This is a genomic window from Stenotrophomonas sp. (assembly GCF_059505245.1).
In genome coordinates this window covers 75,104-90,889 of sequence record NZ_JCACKF010000021.1, presented here as the reverse complement: position 1 = coordinate 90,889, position 15,786 = coordinate 75,104, and the positions used below count along the sequence as shown (strand labels likewise).

Annotated in this window: 16 protein-coding genes and 1 tRNA gene (1 of these 17 running past the window's edge); 3 read left to right on the top strand and 14 right to left on the bottom strand. The window is 69.1% G+C overall.

The annotated features are described in order from the left end of the window. Positions 1-134: 134 nt before the first annotated feature. The 12 genes from pgsA to AC5JLE_RS09460 all read right to left on the bottom strand — a co-directional run bounded on the left by pgsA (position 135) and on the right by AC5JLE_RS09460 (position 13,695). Positions 135-761, bottom strand: coding sequence for a CDP-diacylglycerol--glycerol-3-phosphate 3-phosphatidyltransferase (pgsA, locus tag AC5JLE_RS09515; RefSeq protein WP_012510614.1), 627 nt, complete (start codon positions 759-761; stop codon positions 135-137). 18 nt (positions 762-779) lie between these two features. Further along, complete coding sequence (gene uvrC / locus AC5JLE_RS09510) at positions 780-2,624, bottom strand: excinuclease ABC subunit UvrC (protein WP_014646611.1); 1,845 nt, start codon at positions 2,622-2,624, stop codon at positions 780-782. Further along, the gene (locus AC5JLE_RS09505) at positions 2,621-4,033 is read right to left on the bottom strand and encodes a hypothetical protein (protein ID WP_069117271.1); all 1,413 of its coding nucleotides are present in this window, start codon (positions 4,031-4,033) and stop codon (positions 2,621-2,623) included. The genes uvrC and AC5JLE_RS09505 overlap by 4 nt, the downstream gene beginning before the upstream one ends. Continuing rightward, the gene (locus AC5JLE_RS09500) at positions 4,030-4,518 is read right to left on the bottom strand and encodes a low molecular weight protein-tyrosine-phosphatase (protein ID WP_075674843.1); all 489 of its coding nucleotides are present in this window, start codon (positions 4,516-4,518) and stop codon (positions 4,030-4,032) included. The genes AC5JLE_RS09505 and AC5JLE_RS09500 overlap by 4 nt, the downstream gene beginning before the upstream one ends. Continuing rightward, positions 4,515-5,288 (bottom strand): 3-deoxy-manno-octulosonate cytidylyltransferase, encoded by a 774-nt coding sequence (kdsB, locus tag AC5JLE_RS09495; RefSeq protein ID WP_032960868.1) that lies wholly within the window; start codon positions 5,286-5,288, stop codon positions 4,515-4,517. The genes AC5JLE_RS09500 and kdsB overlap by 4 nt, the downstream gene beginning before the upstream one ends. Before the next feature lie 75 nt (positions 5,289-5,363). Next, on the bottom strand, positions 5,364-6,383 hold the full coding sequence (gene lpxK / locus AC5JLE_RS09490; protein ID WP_032960871.1) for a tetraacyldisaccharide 4'-kinase: 1,020 nt from the start codon (positions 6,381-6,383) through the stop codon (positions 5,364-5,366). After that, positions 6,383-8,131 carry a lipid A export permease/ATP-binding protein MsbA gene (msbA, locus tag AC5JLE_RS09485; protein ID WP_014646606.1) on the bottom strand — a complete coding sequence of 583 codons (1,749 nt, stop codon included), beginning with the start codon at positions 8,129-8,131 and terminating at the stop codon, positions 6,383-6,385. Before msbA ends, lpxK begins: the two co-directional genes overlap by 1 nt. Next, entirely contained in the window at positions 8,128-8,550 is a 423-nt protein-coding gene (locus tag AC5JLE_RS09480) for an ExbD/TolR family protein (RefSeq protein WP_014036620.1), read from the bottom strand. The genes msbA and AC5JLE_RS09480 overlap by 4 nt, the downstream gene beginning before the upstream one ends. A gap of 3 nt (positions 8,551-8,553) precedes the next feature. Further along, a complete protein-coding gene (locus tag AC5JLE_RS09475) occupies positions 8,554-9,216 on the bottom strand; it encodes a MotA/TolQ/ExbB proton channel family protein (protein WP_014646605.1) in 663 nt (220 codons plus the stop codon). A gap of 3 nt (positions 9,217-9,219) precedes the next feature. Next, positions 9,220-11,619: a DNA internalization-related competence protein ComEC/Rec2 gene (locus AC5JLE_RS09470; RefSeq protein ID WP_496065244.1), complete on the bottom strand. Its 2,400-nt coding sequence runs from the start codon at positions 11,617-11,619 to the stop codon at positions 9,220-9,222. A gap of 59 nt (positions 11,620-11,678) precedes the next feature. Then, the gene (locus AC5JLE_RS09465) at positions 11,679-13,022 is read right to left on the bottom strand and encodes a sensor histidine kinase (RefSeq protein ID WP_032960874.1); all 1,344 of its coding nucleotides are present in this window, start codon (positions 13,020-13,022) and stop codon (positions 11,679-11,681) included. A gap of 1 nt (position 13,023) precedes the next feature. Beyond that, positions 13,024-13,695: a response regulator transcription factor gene (locus tag AC5JLE_RS09460; RefSeq protein ID WP_005415973.1), complete on the bottom strand. Its 672-nt coding sequence runs from the start codon at positions 13,693-13,695 to the stop codon at positions 13,024-13,026. A gap of 145 nt (positions 13,696-13,840) precedes the next feature. On the opposite strand from AC5JLE_RS09460, the gene AC5JLE_RS09455 reads away from it, so the two are divergent. Together AC5JLE_RS09455 and AC5JLE_RS09450 are read left to right on the top strand one after the other, a co-directional pair. Then, on the top strand, positions 13,841-14,608 hold the full coding sequence (locus AC5JLE_RS09455; RefSeq protein ID WP_053494941.1) for a MipA/OmpV family protein: 768 nt from the start codon (positions 13,841-13,843) through the stop codon (positions 14,606-14,608). A 29-nt stretch (positions 14,609-14,637) separates the two neighbouring features. Beyond that, positions 14,638-14,922: a hypothetical protein gene (locus AC5JLE_RS09450; protein ID WP_014646601.1), complete on the top strand. Its 285-nt coding sequence runs from the start codon at positions 14,638-14,640 to the stop codon at positions 14,920-14,922. A gap of 86 nt (positions 14,923-15,008) precedes the next feature. Here the strand turns inward: AC5JLE_RS09450 and AC5JLE_RS09445 are convergent, their stop codons facing one another. Next, complete coding sequence (locus AC5JLE_RS09445) at positions 15,009-15,149, bottom strand: hypothetical protein (protein WP_162838510.1); 141 nt, start codon at positions 15,147-15,149, stop codon at positions 15,009-15,011. A 182-nt stretch (positions 15,150-15,331) separates the two neighbouring features. Here AC5JLE_RS09445 and AC5JLE_RS09440 point away from each other — a divergent pair, with 182 nt between their 5' ends. After that, positions 15,332-15,634, top strand: coding sequence for a hypothetical protein (locus AC5JLE_RS09440; protein ID WP_049406347.1), 303 nt, complete (start codon positions 15,332-15,334; stop codon positions 15,632-15,634). 132 nt (positions 15,635-15,766) lie between these two features. Here AC5JLE_RS09440 and AC5JLE_RS09435 read toward each other — a convergent pair. Beyond that, positions 15,767-15,786 (bottom strand) — tRNA-Val (locus AC5JLE_RS09435); it runs 155 nt beyond the window's last position.

Sequence of the window (15,786 nt, the reverse complement as noted above, 5' to 3'; positions counted from 1 at the left end):
ACGCCGGGCTCTCGGCCCCCAAGGTGCCAGATCGGCAAGAGATAAGATCCACGCCGTGCGGGGATAGGCGCATCGATGGGGTCAGAGCCCTTTCCTTCGGAAAGGGATCCGACCCCGGGGCTCAGACCCCGGGCTCAGTTGCCCAGCTTCTTCTGCCGCGCACGCTCGCGCGCCGCGCGCTCATCGTCGCGCAGGCTCGGCCACGCGGCGTGCAGGTACTGCAAGCCCGACCACAGGGTCAGCACGGCGGCAATGGCCAGAGTCCAGTCGCCGATATGGAACACCGGCCAGCCCATCCAGATGTCTTCCACCGGCACGTTCGGGGCCACCGAGTACAGCAGGCACAACAGCGCGACCATCTGCGCGGTGGTCTTGACCTTGCCGATCATCGCCACGCGCACCTTCGCGCGCTGGCCCAGCTCGGCCATCCATTCGCGCAGCGCCGATACCGCGATCTCACGGCCGACGATGACCGCCGCCCAGAACGCCATCCACGGCGTCGGGTGGCCCTGCACGATCAGGAACAGCGCCACTGCCACCATCAGCTTGTCCGCGACCGGGTCGAGGAAGGCGCCGAAGGCCGACTCCAGCTGGTAACGGCGTGCGATCCAGCCATCGAGCCAGTCGGTGATCGCGGCCAGGCCGAAGATCGCCGCCGAAGCGAAGTTGGTCCAGGTGTAGGGCAGGTAGAACACCAGCACCAGCACCGGGATCATCACGATCCGCAACAACGTCAGCCAGGTGGGCAGGGTCAACTTCATGCTTGCGTGCTTCTCTCTCTACTCGGCCGCATCAGGCGTGGCCAACCCGTGCAGGTTAGCGTAGATACGTGCCGCGAGGGCGTCATTGATGCCTTCCACCTTGGCGATTTCCGCTTCGCCAGCGGCTTTCAGGCCCACCAGGCCGCCGAAATGCTTGAGCAGGCTGGCGCGGCGGCGCGGCCCGATGCCGGGGATATCCTCCAGCTTGCTGGTCATCCGCGCCTTCTGGCGGCGCCCCCTGTGGCCGGTGATGGCGAAGCGATGCGCCTCGTCGCGCACCTGCTGGATGAACTGCAGCGCCGGGCTGGCCGCGCCCGGGCGCAGCTCGCGGCCATCGGGCATCACCAGCGCTTCGTGGCCGGCACGGCGCTCCACGCCCTTGGCCACGCCCACCAGCAGCACGCCTTCCACGCCCAGATCGGCCAGTGCGGCCTGGGCCTGCGACAGCTGGCCGGCGCCACCGTCGATCAGCAGCACGTCCGGCAGCACGCCCTGCTCTTCCACTGCGCGGCGGAAACGGCGGTCGATGGCCTGGCGCATGGCGGCGTAGTCGTCGCCCGGCTCGATGCCGCTGATGTTGAAGCGGCGGTACTGCGCGCGCACCGGGCCGGCGGCGTCGAACACCACGCACGAGGCTACGGTGGCCTCGCCCAGGGTGTGGCTGATATCAAAACACTCGACACGCTTGACCGGCTCGGCCAGGCCCAGCATCTCGCGCAGCGCATCGCTGCGCGCGTGCTGCGCATTGCGGCTGTTGAGTTCGGTGGCCAGGGTCAGCTGCGCGTTGCGGCTGGCCAATTCCACATAGCCGGCGCGCTCGCCGCGCACGTTCCACTTCAGCTGCACCTTGCGCTCGGCCGAGGCCGACAGCGCGGCGACCAGCAGGTCGGCGTCGGGAATCTCGCGGTCCAGCAGGATCTCGCGCGGCGGCTCGAATTCGATGTAGTACTGCGAGACGAAGGCGGCAAGCACTTCCTCCGGGCTTTCCTCGCCATTGGTGCGCGGGAAGAACGGGCGGGTACCGAGGTTGCGGCCATCACGGAAGGCCAGCAGCAGCACGCAGGCCTGCGAGCCCTGCATGGCCACGGCCAGCACATCGAGGTCCGCGGCGCGGCCATCCACGTACTGGCGGGTCTGCATGCTGCGCAGCGAGGAGATCAGGTCGCGCAGGCGCGCGGCCTGCTCGAACTCCAGCGCCTCGCTGGCGGCCTGCATCTGCTCGCCCAGTTCGCGGGTCAGCTCGTCACTCTTGCCTTCCAGGAACAGGGCGGCGCGGCGCACCGACTCGGCGTACTCCGGCGCCGGGACCAGCTCCACGCACGGCGCGCTGCAACGCCCGATCTGGTATTGCAGGCACGGCCGCGAGCGGTTGCGGAACACGCTGTCCTCGCAGCTGCGCAGCTTGAACAGCTTGTGCATCAGGTTCAGCGTCTCGCGCACGGCGGTGACGCCGGGATACGGCCCGAAGTAGCGCCCAGGAATGGCACGCGGACCACGATGCAGCGCGATGCGTGGCCAGTCCTCGCGGGTCAGCAGCACATGCGGATAGGTCTTGTCGTCGCGCAGCGAGACGTTGTAGCGCGGCGACAGCGATTTGATCAGCTGGTTTTCCAGCAGCAACGCCTCGGCTTCCGAGCGCGTCACGGTCACGTCCATGCGCGTGATCTGCGAGATCATCGACATGATCCGCGCGTTCTTCGGGCTGCCGTTGAAATAGCTGCCGACACGGTTGCGCAGCGCGCGCGCCTTGCCCACGTACAGCAGGGTGTCGTCGGCGGCGTACATGCGGTACACGCCAGGGGCGGTGCTGAGCTGGGCCGCGAAGGCCTTGCCGTCGAAGGCCGGGGCGGGAACGTCGGTCATTCGCTGATCGGGACTTCGCTGAGCACGCCGCTGTCGGGGTCGAATCGCAGCACGGCATGGGCGTCAGTCTCGGCGATCCACACCGCACCGGCGCCCACCGCCAATCCGGCCGGGCCATGCAGGCGGCGAGGCAGCGGCTGGGTGGTCAGTTCACCGCCGCCCAGGCGCAGCGTGCGCAGGCGACCGTTGCCGGTATCGGCAATCCACAGCAGCGGAGCGTCCGCGCTCAATGCGATCGCCTGCGGATACTGCAGGCTGGCCTGCGCACGCGGGCCGTCTTCGCTGCCAAAGCGCCAGGGCCCCTGCCCGACCAGCGTCTGCACCAGGTCGCCGCGCAGTTGCAGTGCACGGATCGAGGATCCCAGGGCGTCGGCGACGTACAACACCTGCTGCACCACGGCCAGCGCAGTCGGTTGGGCAAAGGCAGCCAGGTGGCCGCTGCCGTCACGCTCGTCGATGGAACCACTGCCGGCGCGCCATTGCAGGCTGCGCTGGCCCAGGTGGTAGCTCCAGATGCGGTTGTCGCCGGCCATCGCGATGTGCAGCTGGTTGTCGGCGATGGCCAGGCCGACAGGATGGTCCAGCGAGACCTGCCGCGCCTGCGCCACCGGACCTTCCACCGGCGCACCGGGACGTCCGTTGCCACACAGCGTGTCGACGATGCCGGTCAGCAGGTTGATGCGGCGCACCGCATGGTTGCCGGTGTCGGCGACGTACAGCGAATCGCGCTCCAGCACCAGCGCCTGCGGGCGGTGAAACGCCGCTTCGGCCAGGTTGCCGTCCATGAAATCGGCGGTACCGAGGCCGAACTGGCGCAGGATGCGGCCGCCATGGCTGCATTCGAGAATGCGGTGATGGCCACTGTCGGCGATGTACAGGCGTTCGGTGCTGACCGCCAGGCCCAGCGGGAACCGCAGCGCCTGGCGTGGTTCCGGATGCAGTTCGCTGCCGCCGCGCGGCGGCGCCGAAGGCGCGCCCTGGCACAGCGTGTTCAGGGCGCGCTCCAGTTCACCGGGTGCTCCCTGCCCGACCAGCCGCTGCTGCTCGCGACCCTGCGCGTCCAGCAGCACCACGGTCGGCCAGGCGGTAACGCCGAAGCGGCGCCAGCCATCCCAATCGGCATCGAGCAGTACGGGCATGGCCAGGCCCTGGCGGCGCAGCAGCTTCAGTGCGGCACTGGCGTCGCGCTCGAAATCGAAGCGCGGCACCTGCAGCACCAGCGGCTGCAGCTTGCCGGGGTGGCGCGACAGCCATTGGCCGAACTCGGCCAGGCGTTGCGCACTCCAGGCGGAGGCCGCATTGACGAACAGCAGCGCGACCGGCCGGCCGCGCAGTTCGGTCAGGGTGCAGGGGGTGGCATTGAGCCAGGTGGCGAACTCGGGCAGGTCCGGGACGGGCTGGACGTTCATGACCCGATTATGCCGGAGTCGGCGTCATGCAACAGTCGTGCCACCGCACGTTTTGCAGCATCGTCGACCAGCGACCAGACCTGTTCGAAATGATCGCTGCCGCCGGTGTAGGGGTCGGGGATGGCTACCCGCCCCTGCCCGCCCGACCAGGGCAGGTACAACGCCAGCCGTTCACGCTGGGCCGCCGACGCCAGGCGCCCTGCATCACGCAGGTTGGCCTCGTCGGCACACAGGATCCAGTCGAAACGGTCGAAATCCACGGCCTGCAGCTGGCGTGCGCGCAGGCCGCCGATGTCCACGCCGTGCCCGGCTGCGCAGGCGATCGCGCGGCGGTCCGGCGGCTCGCCCACATGCCAGTCGCCGGTGCCAGCCGAATCAACCTGCACCCGCCCGGCCAGCGGCGAGGCATCCAGGCGTGCGCGCAGCGCGCCTTCGGCCATCGGCGAACGGCAGATGTTGCCGAGGCAGACGACCAGCAGCCTCATCGCGGCGCCATCGCCTGCAGCAGCCCCTCGGCGCGCTCCAGGTCCTCGGGCGTGTCGATGCCCGGCGGGAACGGCTCGGGCGAGATCGCCACGCTGATCGGATAGCCCGCTTCCAGCACGCGCAGCTGCTCCAGCGATTCGACCTGCTCCAGCTGGCCCGGCGGCATCGCCGCGAACTGCTGCAGGAAGCCGGCGCGATAGCCGTAGATGCCGATGTGGCGCAACCAGTGGTGGCCGTCCGGCAGCGTGTCGCGGCTGCGTGCGAAGCCGTCGCGGTGCCAGGCGATCGGCGCGCGGCTGAAGTACATCGCCTCGTTGCGCACGTTGCGCACCAGCTTCACCACGTTCGGGTCGAACAGGGTGTGCGCGTCCTCGACGGTCGTGGCGAGAGTCGACATCGGCGCAGTGCCTGCGACCAGCGCATCGGCCACCGCACGGATACCGGCCGCCGGTGCGAACGGTTCGTCGCCCTGCAGGTTGACCACCACCGTGTCATCGGCCCAGCCGGCAATGCGTGCGCATTCGGCCAGGCGATCAGTGCCGGAGGCGTGCGTGGTCGCGGTCATCGCCACCTTCACTTCGGCCAGCCCGGACAGCGCATCGGCAATGCGCTGATCGTCGGTCGCTACCCAGACTTCACGGGCACCGGCCTGCAGCGCGCGGCGCGCCACATGCAGCACCAGCGGCTCGCCGCCCAGCGGGCGCAACGGCTTGCCCGGCAGCCGCGAGGCGGCATGGCGGGCCGGAATGGCGACGACGAATTCAGTCATGCAGGCGGTACTCGGCAGGCTCGTTACAACGGGAATGCGGGCAGCAGCGCGTGAATGCAAGCGCCGCCGCGCCACTCAGTTCGGCCGCAGCTTGTCCAGGCGATCGGTCAGCGCCACCCAGAACGCCGCGGGCAGCTCGGCGCGCAGCGGAACCGCGTAGTGCCAGTCGTTGCCGAACGCACGGCATTTCACCGCGTCCTTCTCGGTCATCAATACCGGCAGCTGGCTACCGAAGGACAGGTCCTGCGGCTGGTAGGCCTGGTGGTCGGCGAACGCATGCGGCACCACGCCGATCCCGCGCGCGCGCAACATGTCGAAGAAGCGCTGGGGATGGGCAATGCCGGCCACCGCATGCACGCGCTGGCCCTTGAAGTACGCCAGCGGGCGAGCGCGGCCGCCGGCCAGCGGCTGCGCACTGTCGATGTGCAGCGCCATCGGCCACTGGCCGAAGCCACAGGCCTGCGCTGCGGTTTCCTCATCGGCCTGGCCGAGGTTGACCACCCGGAAATCGCATTCGCTGGCGCGGCTGACCGGCTCGCGCAACGGCCCGGCCGGAATCATCCGGCCATTGCCGTAGCGACGCTGCGCATCGACCACTTCGATCTCGATGTCGCGCGCCAGGCGGTAGTGCTGCAGGCCATCGTCGCAGACGATCACATCGCAGCCGGCCTCGATCAGCGCCTTGCCGGCGGCGACACGGTCGCGGTCCACGCGCACCGGCACACCGGTCTTCCAGGCGATCAGCACCGGCTCGTCACCGCCCTTGGCAGTTGGCGTATCGGCCTGCACCCACAGCGGCTTGTCGGCGTCTTCGCGACCATAACCACGGCTGGCCACGCCCGGCTTCCAGCCGGCCGCGCGCAGGCGCTCGACCAGGGCAATGGTCAGCGGCGTCTTGCCGGTACCACCGGCGGTGATGTTGCCGACCACGATGACCGGCACCGGCAGCGAGTGGCGCTTGCGCCAGCCACGCCGATAGGCGCGCCGGCGCAGTGCGGTGACACCTGCGTACAGCGGCGCCAGCAGGCGCATCGTCCACGGAACGGGGCTGCCGTCGTACCAGTACGCCGGGGTCTGGGTACCCTTGCCGGCCATCAGTCCTGCCTTTCGCGGAACTGCATGCTGTGCAGATGCTGGTAAAGGCCGCCCAGTTCGAGCAGCTCCTTGTGGGTGCCACGTTCAACGATGCGGCCATGGTCCATCACCAGCACCTGGTCGGCATGCTCGATGGTCGACAGGCGGTGCGCGATGACCAGCGTGGTGCGTTCCGGCATCAGGCGCTGCAGCGCATCCTGCACCAGGCGCTCGGATTCGTTGTCCAGCGCCGCAGTGGCTTCGTCGAGGATCAGGATCGGCGCGTCGCGCAGGATCGCGCGGGCAATCGCCAGGCGCTGGCGCTGGCCACCGGACAGCAGCGCGCCATTCTCGCCGACCGGGGTCTGCAGCTGCTGCGGCATGCGTGCGATGAACTCCCAGGCATTGGCCGCTTCGGCCGCCGCACGGATCTGCTCATCGGTCGCCTCCATGCCGTAGGCGATGTTGGCCGCGATGGTGTCATCGAACAGCATCACCTTCTGCCCGACGATCGCCACCTGCCGGCGCAGGTCGGCCAGCGGATAGTCATCCAGGGCCACGCCATCGAGGGTGATGACGCCGCCACTGGGCTCGTAGAAGCGCGGAACCAGCCGGATCAGGCTGGTCTTGCCGCTGCCGGAACGGCCGACGATGGCCGTCACCGTGCCCGGCCTGGCAACGAAACTGATGTCGTCCAGGGCAATGCCGCTGTCTTCGCGGTAGCGCAGCATGACGTGGTCGAACGCCAGTTCGCCGCGCACGCGCTGCACGCGGTGCTGGCCCTCATCACGCTCCACCGGCATGTCGAGGATGCCGAACAGGCGCTCGGCGGCGGAGACGCCGCGCGAAATCGAGGTCTGTACGCTGGTCAGTCGGCGCAGCGAGGGAATGATGGCCATCATCGAGGTCATCAGGCCCATGAACTGGCCGGCATTGAGGCGGCCGGCCAGGGCTTCGCGGGTCGACACCCAGACGATCACCGCCAGCGCCAGTGCGGCCAGGAACTGCACCACGCTGGACGCGGCGGCGCGGGTGACCTCGACCTTCATGTTCAGCGCCAGCATGCGGTTGGCCAGGCGCGAGTAGCGCGAGATCTCATGCTGCTGGGTGCCGTGCACCTTCACTTCCTGCTGCGCGGCCAGCGACTGCTCGGCAGTCTGCGCCATCGTGCCCATGCCGTCCTGGATGCCGCGGCTGATGCGACGGTAGCGCTTGCCCACGTAGGACACGATGCCGCCGATCAGCGGCACCACCAGCAGCATCGCCAGGGTCACCTTGACGCTCATCTGCAGCATCACCGCCAGCATCGCGATGATGGTGAGGGTATCGGCGACCACGGTCTTCAGCGCGTCGGCACTGGCCTGGGTGACCTGTTCCGTATCGAAGTTGAGACGGCTGACCATTACCGGCGTCGCTTCGGTATCGAAGTGCGACGACGGCAGGTGCAGGTACTTCTGCAGCACCTGCTCACGCAGGTCGCGGACCACGCTGCGGCCGGTCTTGGCCAGCGTGTAGTCGCTGACCCAGGTGGCCAGGCTGCGCATCAGGAACAGGCCGAGGATGGTCAGCGGCAGCACCACGGCCGCGCGCGGCTGCGGGTCGACGAAACCTTCGTTGACCAGCGGCTCCATCAGCTTGGTGAAGTGGTAGCCGGCAAGAGCTTCGACCACCATGGCGATGACCGCGCCCACCATGAACACCCAGTAGGTGCGGGTGTAGCCCAGCAGACGTTTGTAGATCGGCCACACCGGCGCGTGATGGGAACTCATGGACGCACCTCTGGCGCAGTTGCAATGGCGATACGACGGAAACCGAGCTGACCGAGCGCGTCCTGCGCAGTCACCACGGCCTGGTAGGGAGTACGCGCATCGGCGCGCAGCAGCACGGGCTGGCTGCGATCACTGCCGGCTACGGCGGCGATGGTCTGCTTGACGGACTCGACATCGCTGCGCAGCACTTCCTGGTCATTGATGAAATAACGGCCTTCGGCGTTGATCAGCACGCTGAGCGAACGCGGCGGCTCGTTGTTGGGCTGCTGGCTGGCGGTGGGCAGCTGCACCTGCAACGTCGAGCGCGCATCGAAGGTGGTGGTGACCACGAAGAAGATGATCAGCACCAGGATGACGTCGATCAGCGGGACCAGATCGATATGCGGCTCATCCTGGGATCGGTCATTGCCGATACGCATCGATCAGGCCTTCGCCGCAGCGGCGTTGGCCGGGCGCGCCGACGGGGACGGGTTCATCACCCCCGGGCGGCCGTCGAGCGTATCCAGCAGGGCGCTGGCCTCCTGTTCCATCTCCACCACGTAGCCGTGGATGCGGCCCTTGAAGTAGCGATGGAACATCAGTGCCGGGATGGCCACGATCATGCCGGTGGCGGTGCACACCAGGGCCTTGCCGATGCCACCGGCCAGCTGGTTCACATCACCCACGCCATGGTCGAGGATGCCCAGGAACATCTGGATCATGCCGATCACGGTGCCGAGCAGGCCCAGCAGCGGGCCGGCCGAAGCGATGGTGCCCAGCGCGTTGAGGAACCGCTCCATGCGGTGCACCAGGTGACGGCCGGTATCCTCGATGCGCTCGCGGATCTGGTCGCGCGGGCGGTTGCGGGCTTCCAGCGCGGCCGCCAGCAGCGCGCCCAACGGCGAGTTGGCACGCAGGGTCTGCAGGTGCGCCGGGTCAAGCTTGCCGCGCGCGGCCCAGTTGCGCACTTCCTGGCCGAGGCCGGGCGGCAGCACCTCCGTTCGCCGCAGGGACCAGAAACGCTCCAGGATGATCGCCAAAGCCAGTACGCCCAACAGCAGCAGCGGCACCATCGGCCAGCCACCGGCCTTGACCAGTTCCCACACGTTTCAACCCTCCGGCCCAACGGCCGCTTGTTCGATCGGCGATAGGATAGCAGCCGACCGCGCCCGCCCAGCGGCATCCCACCACCGGGATGCATGGATGCGCTGTTCACGCAGCTGCAGCCCTTGTGCGCCAAGCCATACGCGGATCGCCCCGGACTCCGCAGTGGACACCACCTCGGCGCCCTGCGCCTGCCAGCGCCGGACCACGTCCTGGCGCGGGTGGCCGAAACGGTTCTGGTGGCCGGCCGAGACCAGTGCCAGCCGGGCTGACACCGCCGCCACCCAGGGCGCGCTGGAACTGCCGCCGCTGCCATGGTGCGGCACCAGCACCACATCCGCCTTCAGCGCCGCCGCAGACGCCCGCAACAGCGCCTGTTCGGCCGGACGGCCGATGTCCCCCGGCAACAGGACCACGCCATGGGCACCGGCCACGCGCAGCACGCAGCTGTCCTCGTTTTCGGCCCGCTGGCTGTCGGCATCCGGGTGCAGCACCTGGAAATCGACGCCGTCCCAGTGCCAGCGCAGGCCGCGCTGGCAACGGCCGGCCCCGGCGATCGCACTTCCCGGCGGCGCCAGCAATGGCAGCCCCGGCAGCTGAAGACGCAGGCTCGGCAGGTTGCCGGCATGATCGAGATCGTCGTGGCTGAGCAGCACCCGCTCGGGCGGGGCCTGGCCCAGGGCCCGCAGTGACGGAACCAGGATCCGCTCGCTGCCCTCGCCCCCGTTCGGCGGCCCCACGTCGTACCAGAGGGCATGCCGCGCAGTACGCAGCAACACCGCCGTGCCCTGGCCGACGTCATGCACCAGCAGCTCCAGCTCTCCCTCGGCGGGGCGCTCACGCGCCGGCCACAGCAGCGGCAGGCACAGCAGCAGGCCAGCCAGCCAGCCCCCGGCACCCCGTGGCAGCAGCCACCAGAACACCCCCAGCAGCGCCGCCGGCACTGCCCAGGCCGGCGCCTCGGCCAGCCACCACATCGCCTGCGGGTGCGCCGCCAGTGGCTGCAGGGCCTGCCAGCTGATCTCGAACAGCCACGCCGCCGCGCGCCACGCCCAGCGCCCAGCGCCGTCGTGCAGCGCCTGCAGGGCGGTGCCCAGCAGCGACAGGGGCACCACCAGCAATGTCCACCACGGGATGACCGGCAGGTTCACCAGCGGCCCCAGCCAGGCGGTGCCACCGAACAAGGCGATGCCCAGCGGCAACAGGCCGACGCTGGCCACCCCTTGTGCGGCCAGGAACCCGCGCAGGTTGGCGGCCACCCCGCGCGGACGTCCCTGCGGCAAGCACCACACCAGCCACAGTACGCCGCCGAAGCTGAGCCAGAAGCCCGCTGACAGCACCGACAGGGGCGCCGGCAGCAGCAGCGCCAGCGCCGCCAGCGCAAGCCCCTGCACGAGACCGAGCGGGCGCCGCCCGCTGCGCGCCAGGGCCACCAGCCCGATCATCAGTGCCGTGCGCACGGTCGGCAACTCACCACCGGCCAGCACCGCATAGCCCGCTGCGGACAGCGCCGCGGCGCAGGCCGCCGCCTGTGGACGTGGCCAATGCCGGGCCAGCAGGGGGTACAGCCACCACAGCCCTCGGCACAGCAACGCCCCCAGCCCCGCCACCACCCCGACATGAAATCCGGAAATGGCCACCAGATGGGTCAGCCCCAGCGCCCGCAGCTGATCCCAATCGGTGTCGGACAGGCCACGCGTGTCGCCCAGGGCGAGCGCCTGCACGAAACGGGCGGCCAGATGGGCCACTTGCAGCGCGATGGCGGCGCTGGTGCGCTCACGCCATGCCGGCAGGCCATGTCCGGCCTGCAGCTCACGCGCGCTGGCCGGCGCCCTCACCGTTCCAGTGCCGGCTACGCCACGCAGCAGCGCATGACGCTCACTGTCAAAACCCCCGGGATTGATCCGCGAGCGAGGGGCCCGCACACGCAGCGCCAGCTGCCACTGCGCACCGGCCAGGACCTGCCTGCGCCGCCCCTCGGCAGCGGCGCTGGACCTGCCTTGCCAGCCGTCGTTCCAGGTGACCTGGAGGCGCTTGCCGCGCAGCGATGGCAGTTCGCGGCTCTCGCTGACCTGCAGCAGGAAGCGGGTGTGCGCGGCCCGATGATCCGGCAGATCGATGACCCGGCCACTGACCACTACATCCCGAGCCGGTTGGCCCGGTGGCAGCTGGTCCTGCATTGCCCAGTGCCCGTGCATCGACGTCCATCCGGCACCGAGCAGCATGACCGCCGGCAGGCGCCCCCGCCATCGCAGGCCCCACCCGGCCATGCCAAGCACGATCATCACCGTGCAGACCCACAGCGGCGGCAGCTGCGACAGCTGCACGCAGCCCAACGCCCCCAGTGTCAGCGCCCCAGCGGTGCCACTGCCCAGCAAGGGAGACGGGGAGCGCTCGATGGCCATGAGGCCAGCCTGCCGCTGCCGGCGGCAGGTTGCCTATCGGGACTTGCCCCGCAAACGCGTCAGCGCCGCGCGCTGCCGCGATGGAAATTGACCCGGAAGCTTGCGCCGCCGCCCGCGGCCTCACCGACACTGACCGAGCCGCCATGGTGCTGCACGATCTCCTTCACCAGGTGCAGGCCAAGGCCACTGCCGCTGCCGGCCGCGCGCAGGCGATGGAACGGCTCGAAGATCGCCTCGCGGTCGCCTACTGGAATGCCCGCGCCCTGGTCGCTGACTTCCAGCAACCCGCGCGTGTCCAACCGCACACAGATGGTGCCACGGCCACCACCATGCACGATCGCGTTGTGTACCAGATTGGCAATCACCCGCCCCAGCGCCAGGCTGTCACCGTGGATCCACACCGGCGCGTCCGGCGCGTCCACTTCGAATCCATAGCCGGCGCCCACCACCAACGGCGCCAGGTCCGCGGCTGCCTCACGCACCAGCAGGGCCAGGTCCAGCCGCTGCAATGCGCCGACATTGCGGTCAAGCCGCTGCAGATCAAGCAGGTGCTCGGCAACATTGCCCAGCCGCGCCACGTCGGTCAGCAACTGCGATTTCAGCTCGCCCTGCGGCAGCTGCGACAGGCGCGCCTGCACCACGGCGATCGGCACGCGCAGCTCGTGCGCTGCGTCGGCAAGGAACTTGTCGCGCGCGGCGTAGCCCTGCTGCACCTTGTCGATGGCATCGTTGAACGCTTCCACCAGCGGCGCCACTTCCGTGGAGACCAGCCGCGCATCCAGCCGCGCACCGGGCTGGCCGATGTCCAGCTCCTTGGCCTGCTGCGCGGAACGGCGCACACCGCGCATGGCACGGTGGATCACGGTCGGCATCACCAGCAGGGTGACCACGATCAGTGGCAGGAAGAACCACAGGCCGATCAGGCGCAGCACCATCAGCGCACCGTCCAGCAGCCCGCCCTTGGGTGCTCCACCGACCATCACGGTGATGCGGCGCCCATCCTCGTTGCGGATCATCACCCGCGCCACGTCCAGGTAGGGCGGTACCAGCGAACCCAGCTCGGTGGCACCCACGGTCGGCAGCCGCGCGAGCATCGGCGCGTGGATCGCGGGGATGGTGCCGCGCTCGAGCCACATGCCCTTGTCATCCACCGCGGCGAACCAGAGATTTCCCCCGGCGTTGGCATCGAGCTTGTCCCAGCGCGCCTGGTCCAGCACCAGGCGGCCGTCTTCGCTGTGCACCGCCTTGGCCACCGCCTCGGCAACGAACATGTCCATGCCCCAGGAGTCCTTGTCTCCCCAGGTCAGGATCAGCGCGACCACCGCGAACAGTACGGTGAAGGCCTGCGCCAGGAACAGGCGCCAGGCCAGGCCAAGGGTGATCGAACGGATCGGACGGGCCATCTCAGGCCTCCGCCAGCAGGTAGCCGACGCCCCGTATCACGTGGATCTCGACGCCGGCACCGGCCTGCTGCAGTGCCTTGCGCAGCTTGGAGATGTGCGCGTCGAGCGCATTGGACTGGATCTCATCGTCGAAACCATACACCGCAGCCTCCAACGCACTGCGGGTGACCGTGCGCCCCTGCCGCATCGCCAATGCCTGCAGCACCAGTACCTGCCGACGTGGCAGCGCCAGAGGCTGGCCCTCCACCTGCGCCTGCAGCGATTCGAAATCGAACTCGAGCCGCCCCAGCCGCAGGCTCGGTGTCACCATCGCCGAAGGCCTGCGCGATACCGCGCGGATGCGCGCCATCAGTTCCTCAATCGCCACCGGCTTGACCAGATAGTCGTCGGCACCGACGTCCAGGCCTTCGACCTTGTCCGACAGCGTGCCCTTGGCGGTCAGCATGATCACCGCCAGGTTCGGCCGCAGCGCACGCGCCGTCGCGACGAATCCGGCGCCATCGCCATCGGGCAGCTGGCGATCGAGCAGCAGCAGCTGGTGCACCGGTTCGCGCAACGCGAGCGCGGCCTCGGCCAGGCTGCCGACCACGTCGGCGACCACGCCCTGCCGCTCCAGGCCCGATTGCAGGGCGCGGGACAGATCAGGATCGTCTTCGACCAGGAGGATGCGCATCAGGAACTCGTCTGCCGGAAACGCTGCCGATCATAGTGCCTGGCGCCAGGGTTTTGCGCCCATGCGTGCCGATCACGCGGGCGCAATGTTCTGACAATGTTGCCCCCTCACCATGCGCAGCCATCCTCCGCAACGTGGCTGATCGATGCCTTCGCTGTCCCCGACCCTGCTGCGCCCGCTGCTGTTCACCGCTGCCCTCGGCGCGCCGTTGCTCGCCCACGCTGCCGAGCAGAACCCGGGCGTGCAGGCCGGCATCAGCGCTGGCGCGACCTCCGGTGCGTACGCGCACTACGACGTCAAACCGCTGGTGGTACCGGCCATTGCCTGGCAGGGCGAGCGCTTCTTCGCCAGCCCCGGCTCGCTGGGCATGTACCTCTACAAGGGCCAGGGACTGCGCCTGTCGGCGGCGGTCACGCCCTACACGCTGCGCTTCAAGACCGACGACGTGAACGATGCTCAGCTGCGCCGCCTGCACAGCCGGCAGATGTCGGCCATGGCCGGCATCAACGGCGAGTACAGCGCCGACTGGGGCATGGTCGAGGCCAGCGTGATGCGCGAAGTGACCGGCCATGGCGGCGGTTTCGAGTCGCGCCTGCATTACAGCTACCCGATCCAGGCGGGTCGCTTCACCTGGGTGCCGCGGGCGGGCGTGGTGCACTCCAGTGCACGGCTGCTCGACTACTACTACGGCATCAGCGATGAAGAAGCCCTGCGCTCGGGCCTTGCCGCCTACCGCCCCGGCAGCACCACGTCGCCGAGCCTGCAGATCGCGGTCAGCACGCCACTGGGCACGAAATGGCGCGCCACCGGCGTGGTGGCCAACCAGTGGTTCGGTGATGCAGTGAAGGACAGCCCGATGGCACGACGTGGCACGCAGACGTCGGCCTTCGTTTCCCTGATGCGCTCGTTCTGAGCAAGCGCCCCCTACGGACAAGGACCCCCATGGCCTCCGTCTCCTCCGCCACCGAAGCCCACGCGATCCTGCGCGCGCCCGACCTGGACAGCGCCGAGCGCGTCTATCTGGGACTGATGCCCGACCTCGAACATGTGAATGCACTGGCACGCCGTGCAGTGGGCCTGTCACGCGTTGCCGACGCGGCACGCGGCTATGCGTTGTCGATGACCCTGGTTGGACTGCGCCTGCAGGAACTGGAGATGGGCGAGCCGACGGCCAGGGAACACCGCCAGGCAACCCTGCGCAGCCTGCGCCAGGCCTTCAGCGCCTGACGGCACACGCACGGACACTGCCGCCGCACCCTTGCCGCGGCACCGTATTCACTGCATCAGCAGCCAAGCCGACGCGGTAGCGTCGCTCAGCGCAGCGTGGTCCACGCCAGCAGCGCGCACAGGATCGCCACCCAGATCACTGCCTTGAACGTGCCTTCCAGCATGTTGCCGCCGAACAGGCGTTCCAGGAACGGATTGGGCCTGGACACCGGGACGTGATCGCTCATGCGGCAGCTCGTTGAAGTGACGGCGCGGTTGCGCGGTAGCGCCGAGTCTACGCCTGCGCGTCCCGGATTCATCGCCGCCTGCCTGCCTTTGGCGGCGCAATCCCCGCCTTCGTCGCAGGCCGGCTGCGGTGCCCGGCCGGCCATGCCAGCCTGCACGCACTTTCCCGCTGGAGCACCGTGCCATGCCGATGCTTGCCCTGGTCCTGCTGTTCTCCAGCCTGTTCGGCGACGGCAGCGGGCCCACCGAGGATGCCCTGCGCAGCCAGATCCTGCGCACCGAAGGACCGCAGGACACGCATGAAGCGCTGCCCCTGCAGCTCTATCACCTGCGCCAGGACCGCGTGCTGCGCCTGGGCAGCCAGCAACTGGCAGGCGACCATGGCGGCAGCCCGCATGCTGCGCTGGCCCGGGCAGGTGTAGTGCAGTTGTGGGAACGCGTCGATGGCCACTGGCGGATCCAGCGTTCGATCACCATCACCCACTGATTTCACGCCACTGAACCTGCAGGAATGTGGCTTCGCGGAAACGCCGGGGTCCTGCCCCCTGGAACGAAAAAAGCCGGCCCCAGGGCCGGCTTTCATCGTTTCCACCGCTTCACCGGCAACGCCGGGAACAGGTGGTGGGCGGTACAGGGTTC

What these genes read in the sequence shown, in the direction of transcription:
- AC5JLE_RS09460 (WP_005415973.1), bottom strand. Translation starts at nt 13,695, where the DNA reads ATGCGCATCCTCCTGGTCGAAGACGATCCTGATCTGTCCCGCGCCCTG.
- AC5JLE_RS09500 (WP_075674843.1), bottom strand. Translation starts at nt 4,518, where the DNA reads ATGAGGCTGCTGGTCGTCTGCCTCGGCAACATCTGCCGTTCGCCGATG.
- AC5JLE_RS09470 (WP_496065244.1), bottom strand. Translation starts at nt 11,619, where the DNA reads ATGGCCATCGAGCGCTCCCCGTCTCCCTTGCTGGGCAGTGGCACCGCT.
- AC5JLE_RS09445 (WP_162838510.1), bottom strand. Translation starts at nt 15,149, where the DNA reads ATGAGCGATCACGTCCCGGTGTCCAGGCCCAATCCGTTCCTGGAACGC.
- lpxK (WP_032960871.1), bottom strand. Translation starts at nt 6,383, where the DNA reads ATGGCCGGCAAGGGTACCCAGACCCCGGCGTACTGGTACGACGGCAGC.
- kdsB (WP_032960868.1), bottom strand. Translation starts at nt 5,288, where the DNA reads ATGACTGAATTCGTCGTCGCCATTCCGGCCCGCCATGCCGCCTCGCGG.
- AC5JLE_RS09465 (WP_032960874.1), bottom strand. Translation starts at nt 13,022, where the DNA reads ATGGCCCGTCCGATCCGTTCGATCACCCTTGGCCTGGCCTGGCGCCTG.
- pgsA (WP_012510614.1), bottom strand. Translation starts at nt 761, where the DNA reads ATGAAGTTGACCCTGCCCACCTGGCTGACGTTGTTGCGGATCGTGATG.
- AC5JLE_RS09450 (WP_014646601.1), top strand. Translation starts at nt 14,638, where the DNA reads ATGGCCTCCGTCTCCTCCGCCACCGAAGCCCACGCGATCCTGCGCGCG.
- AC5JLE_RS09505 (WP_069117271.1), bottom strand. Translation starts at nt 4,033, where the DNA reads ATGAACGTCCAGCCCGTCCCGGACCTGCCCGAGTTCGCCACCTGGCTC.
- uvrC (WP_014646611.1), bottom strand. Translation starts at nt 2,624, where the DNA reads ATGACCGACGTTCCCGCCCCGGCCTTCGACGGCAAGGCCTTCGCGGCC.
- msbA (WP_014646606.1), bottom strand. Translation starts at nt 8,131, where the DNA reads ATGAGTTCCCATCACGCGCCGGTGTGGCCGATCTACAAACGTCTGCTG.
- AC5JLE_RS09455 (WP_053494941.1), top strand. Translation starts at nt 13,841, where the DNA reads ATGCCTTCGCTGTCCCCGACCCTGCTGCGCCCGCTGCTGTTCACCGCT.
- AC5JLE_RS09480 (WP_014036620.1), bottom strand. Translation starts at nt 8,550, where the DNA reads ATGCGTATCGGCAATGACCGATCCCAGGATGAGCCGCATATCGATCTG.
- AC5JLE_RS09440 (WP_049406347.1), top strand. Translation starts at nt 15,332, where the DNA reads ATGCCGATGCTTGCCCTGGTCCTGCTGTTCTCCAGCCTGTTCGGCGAC.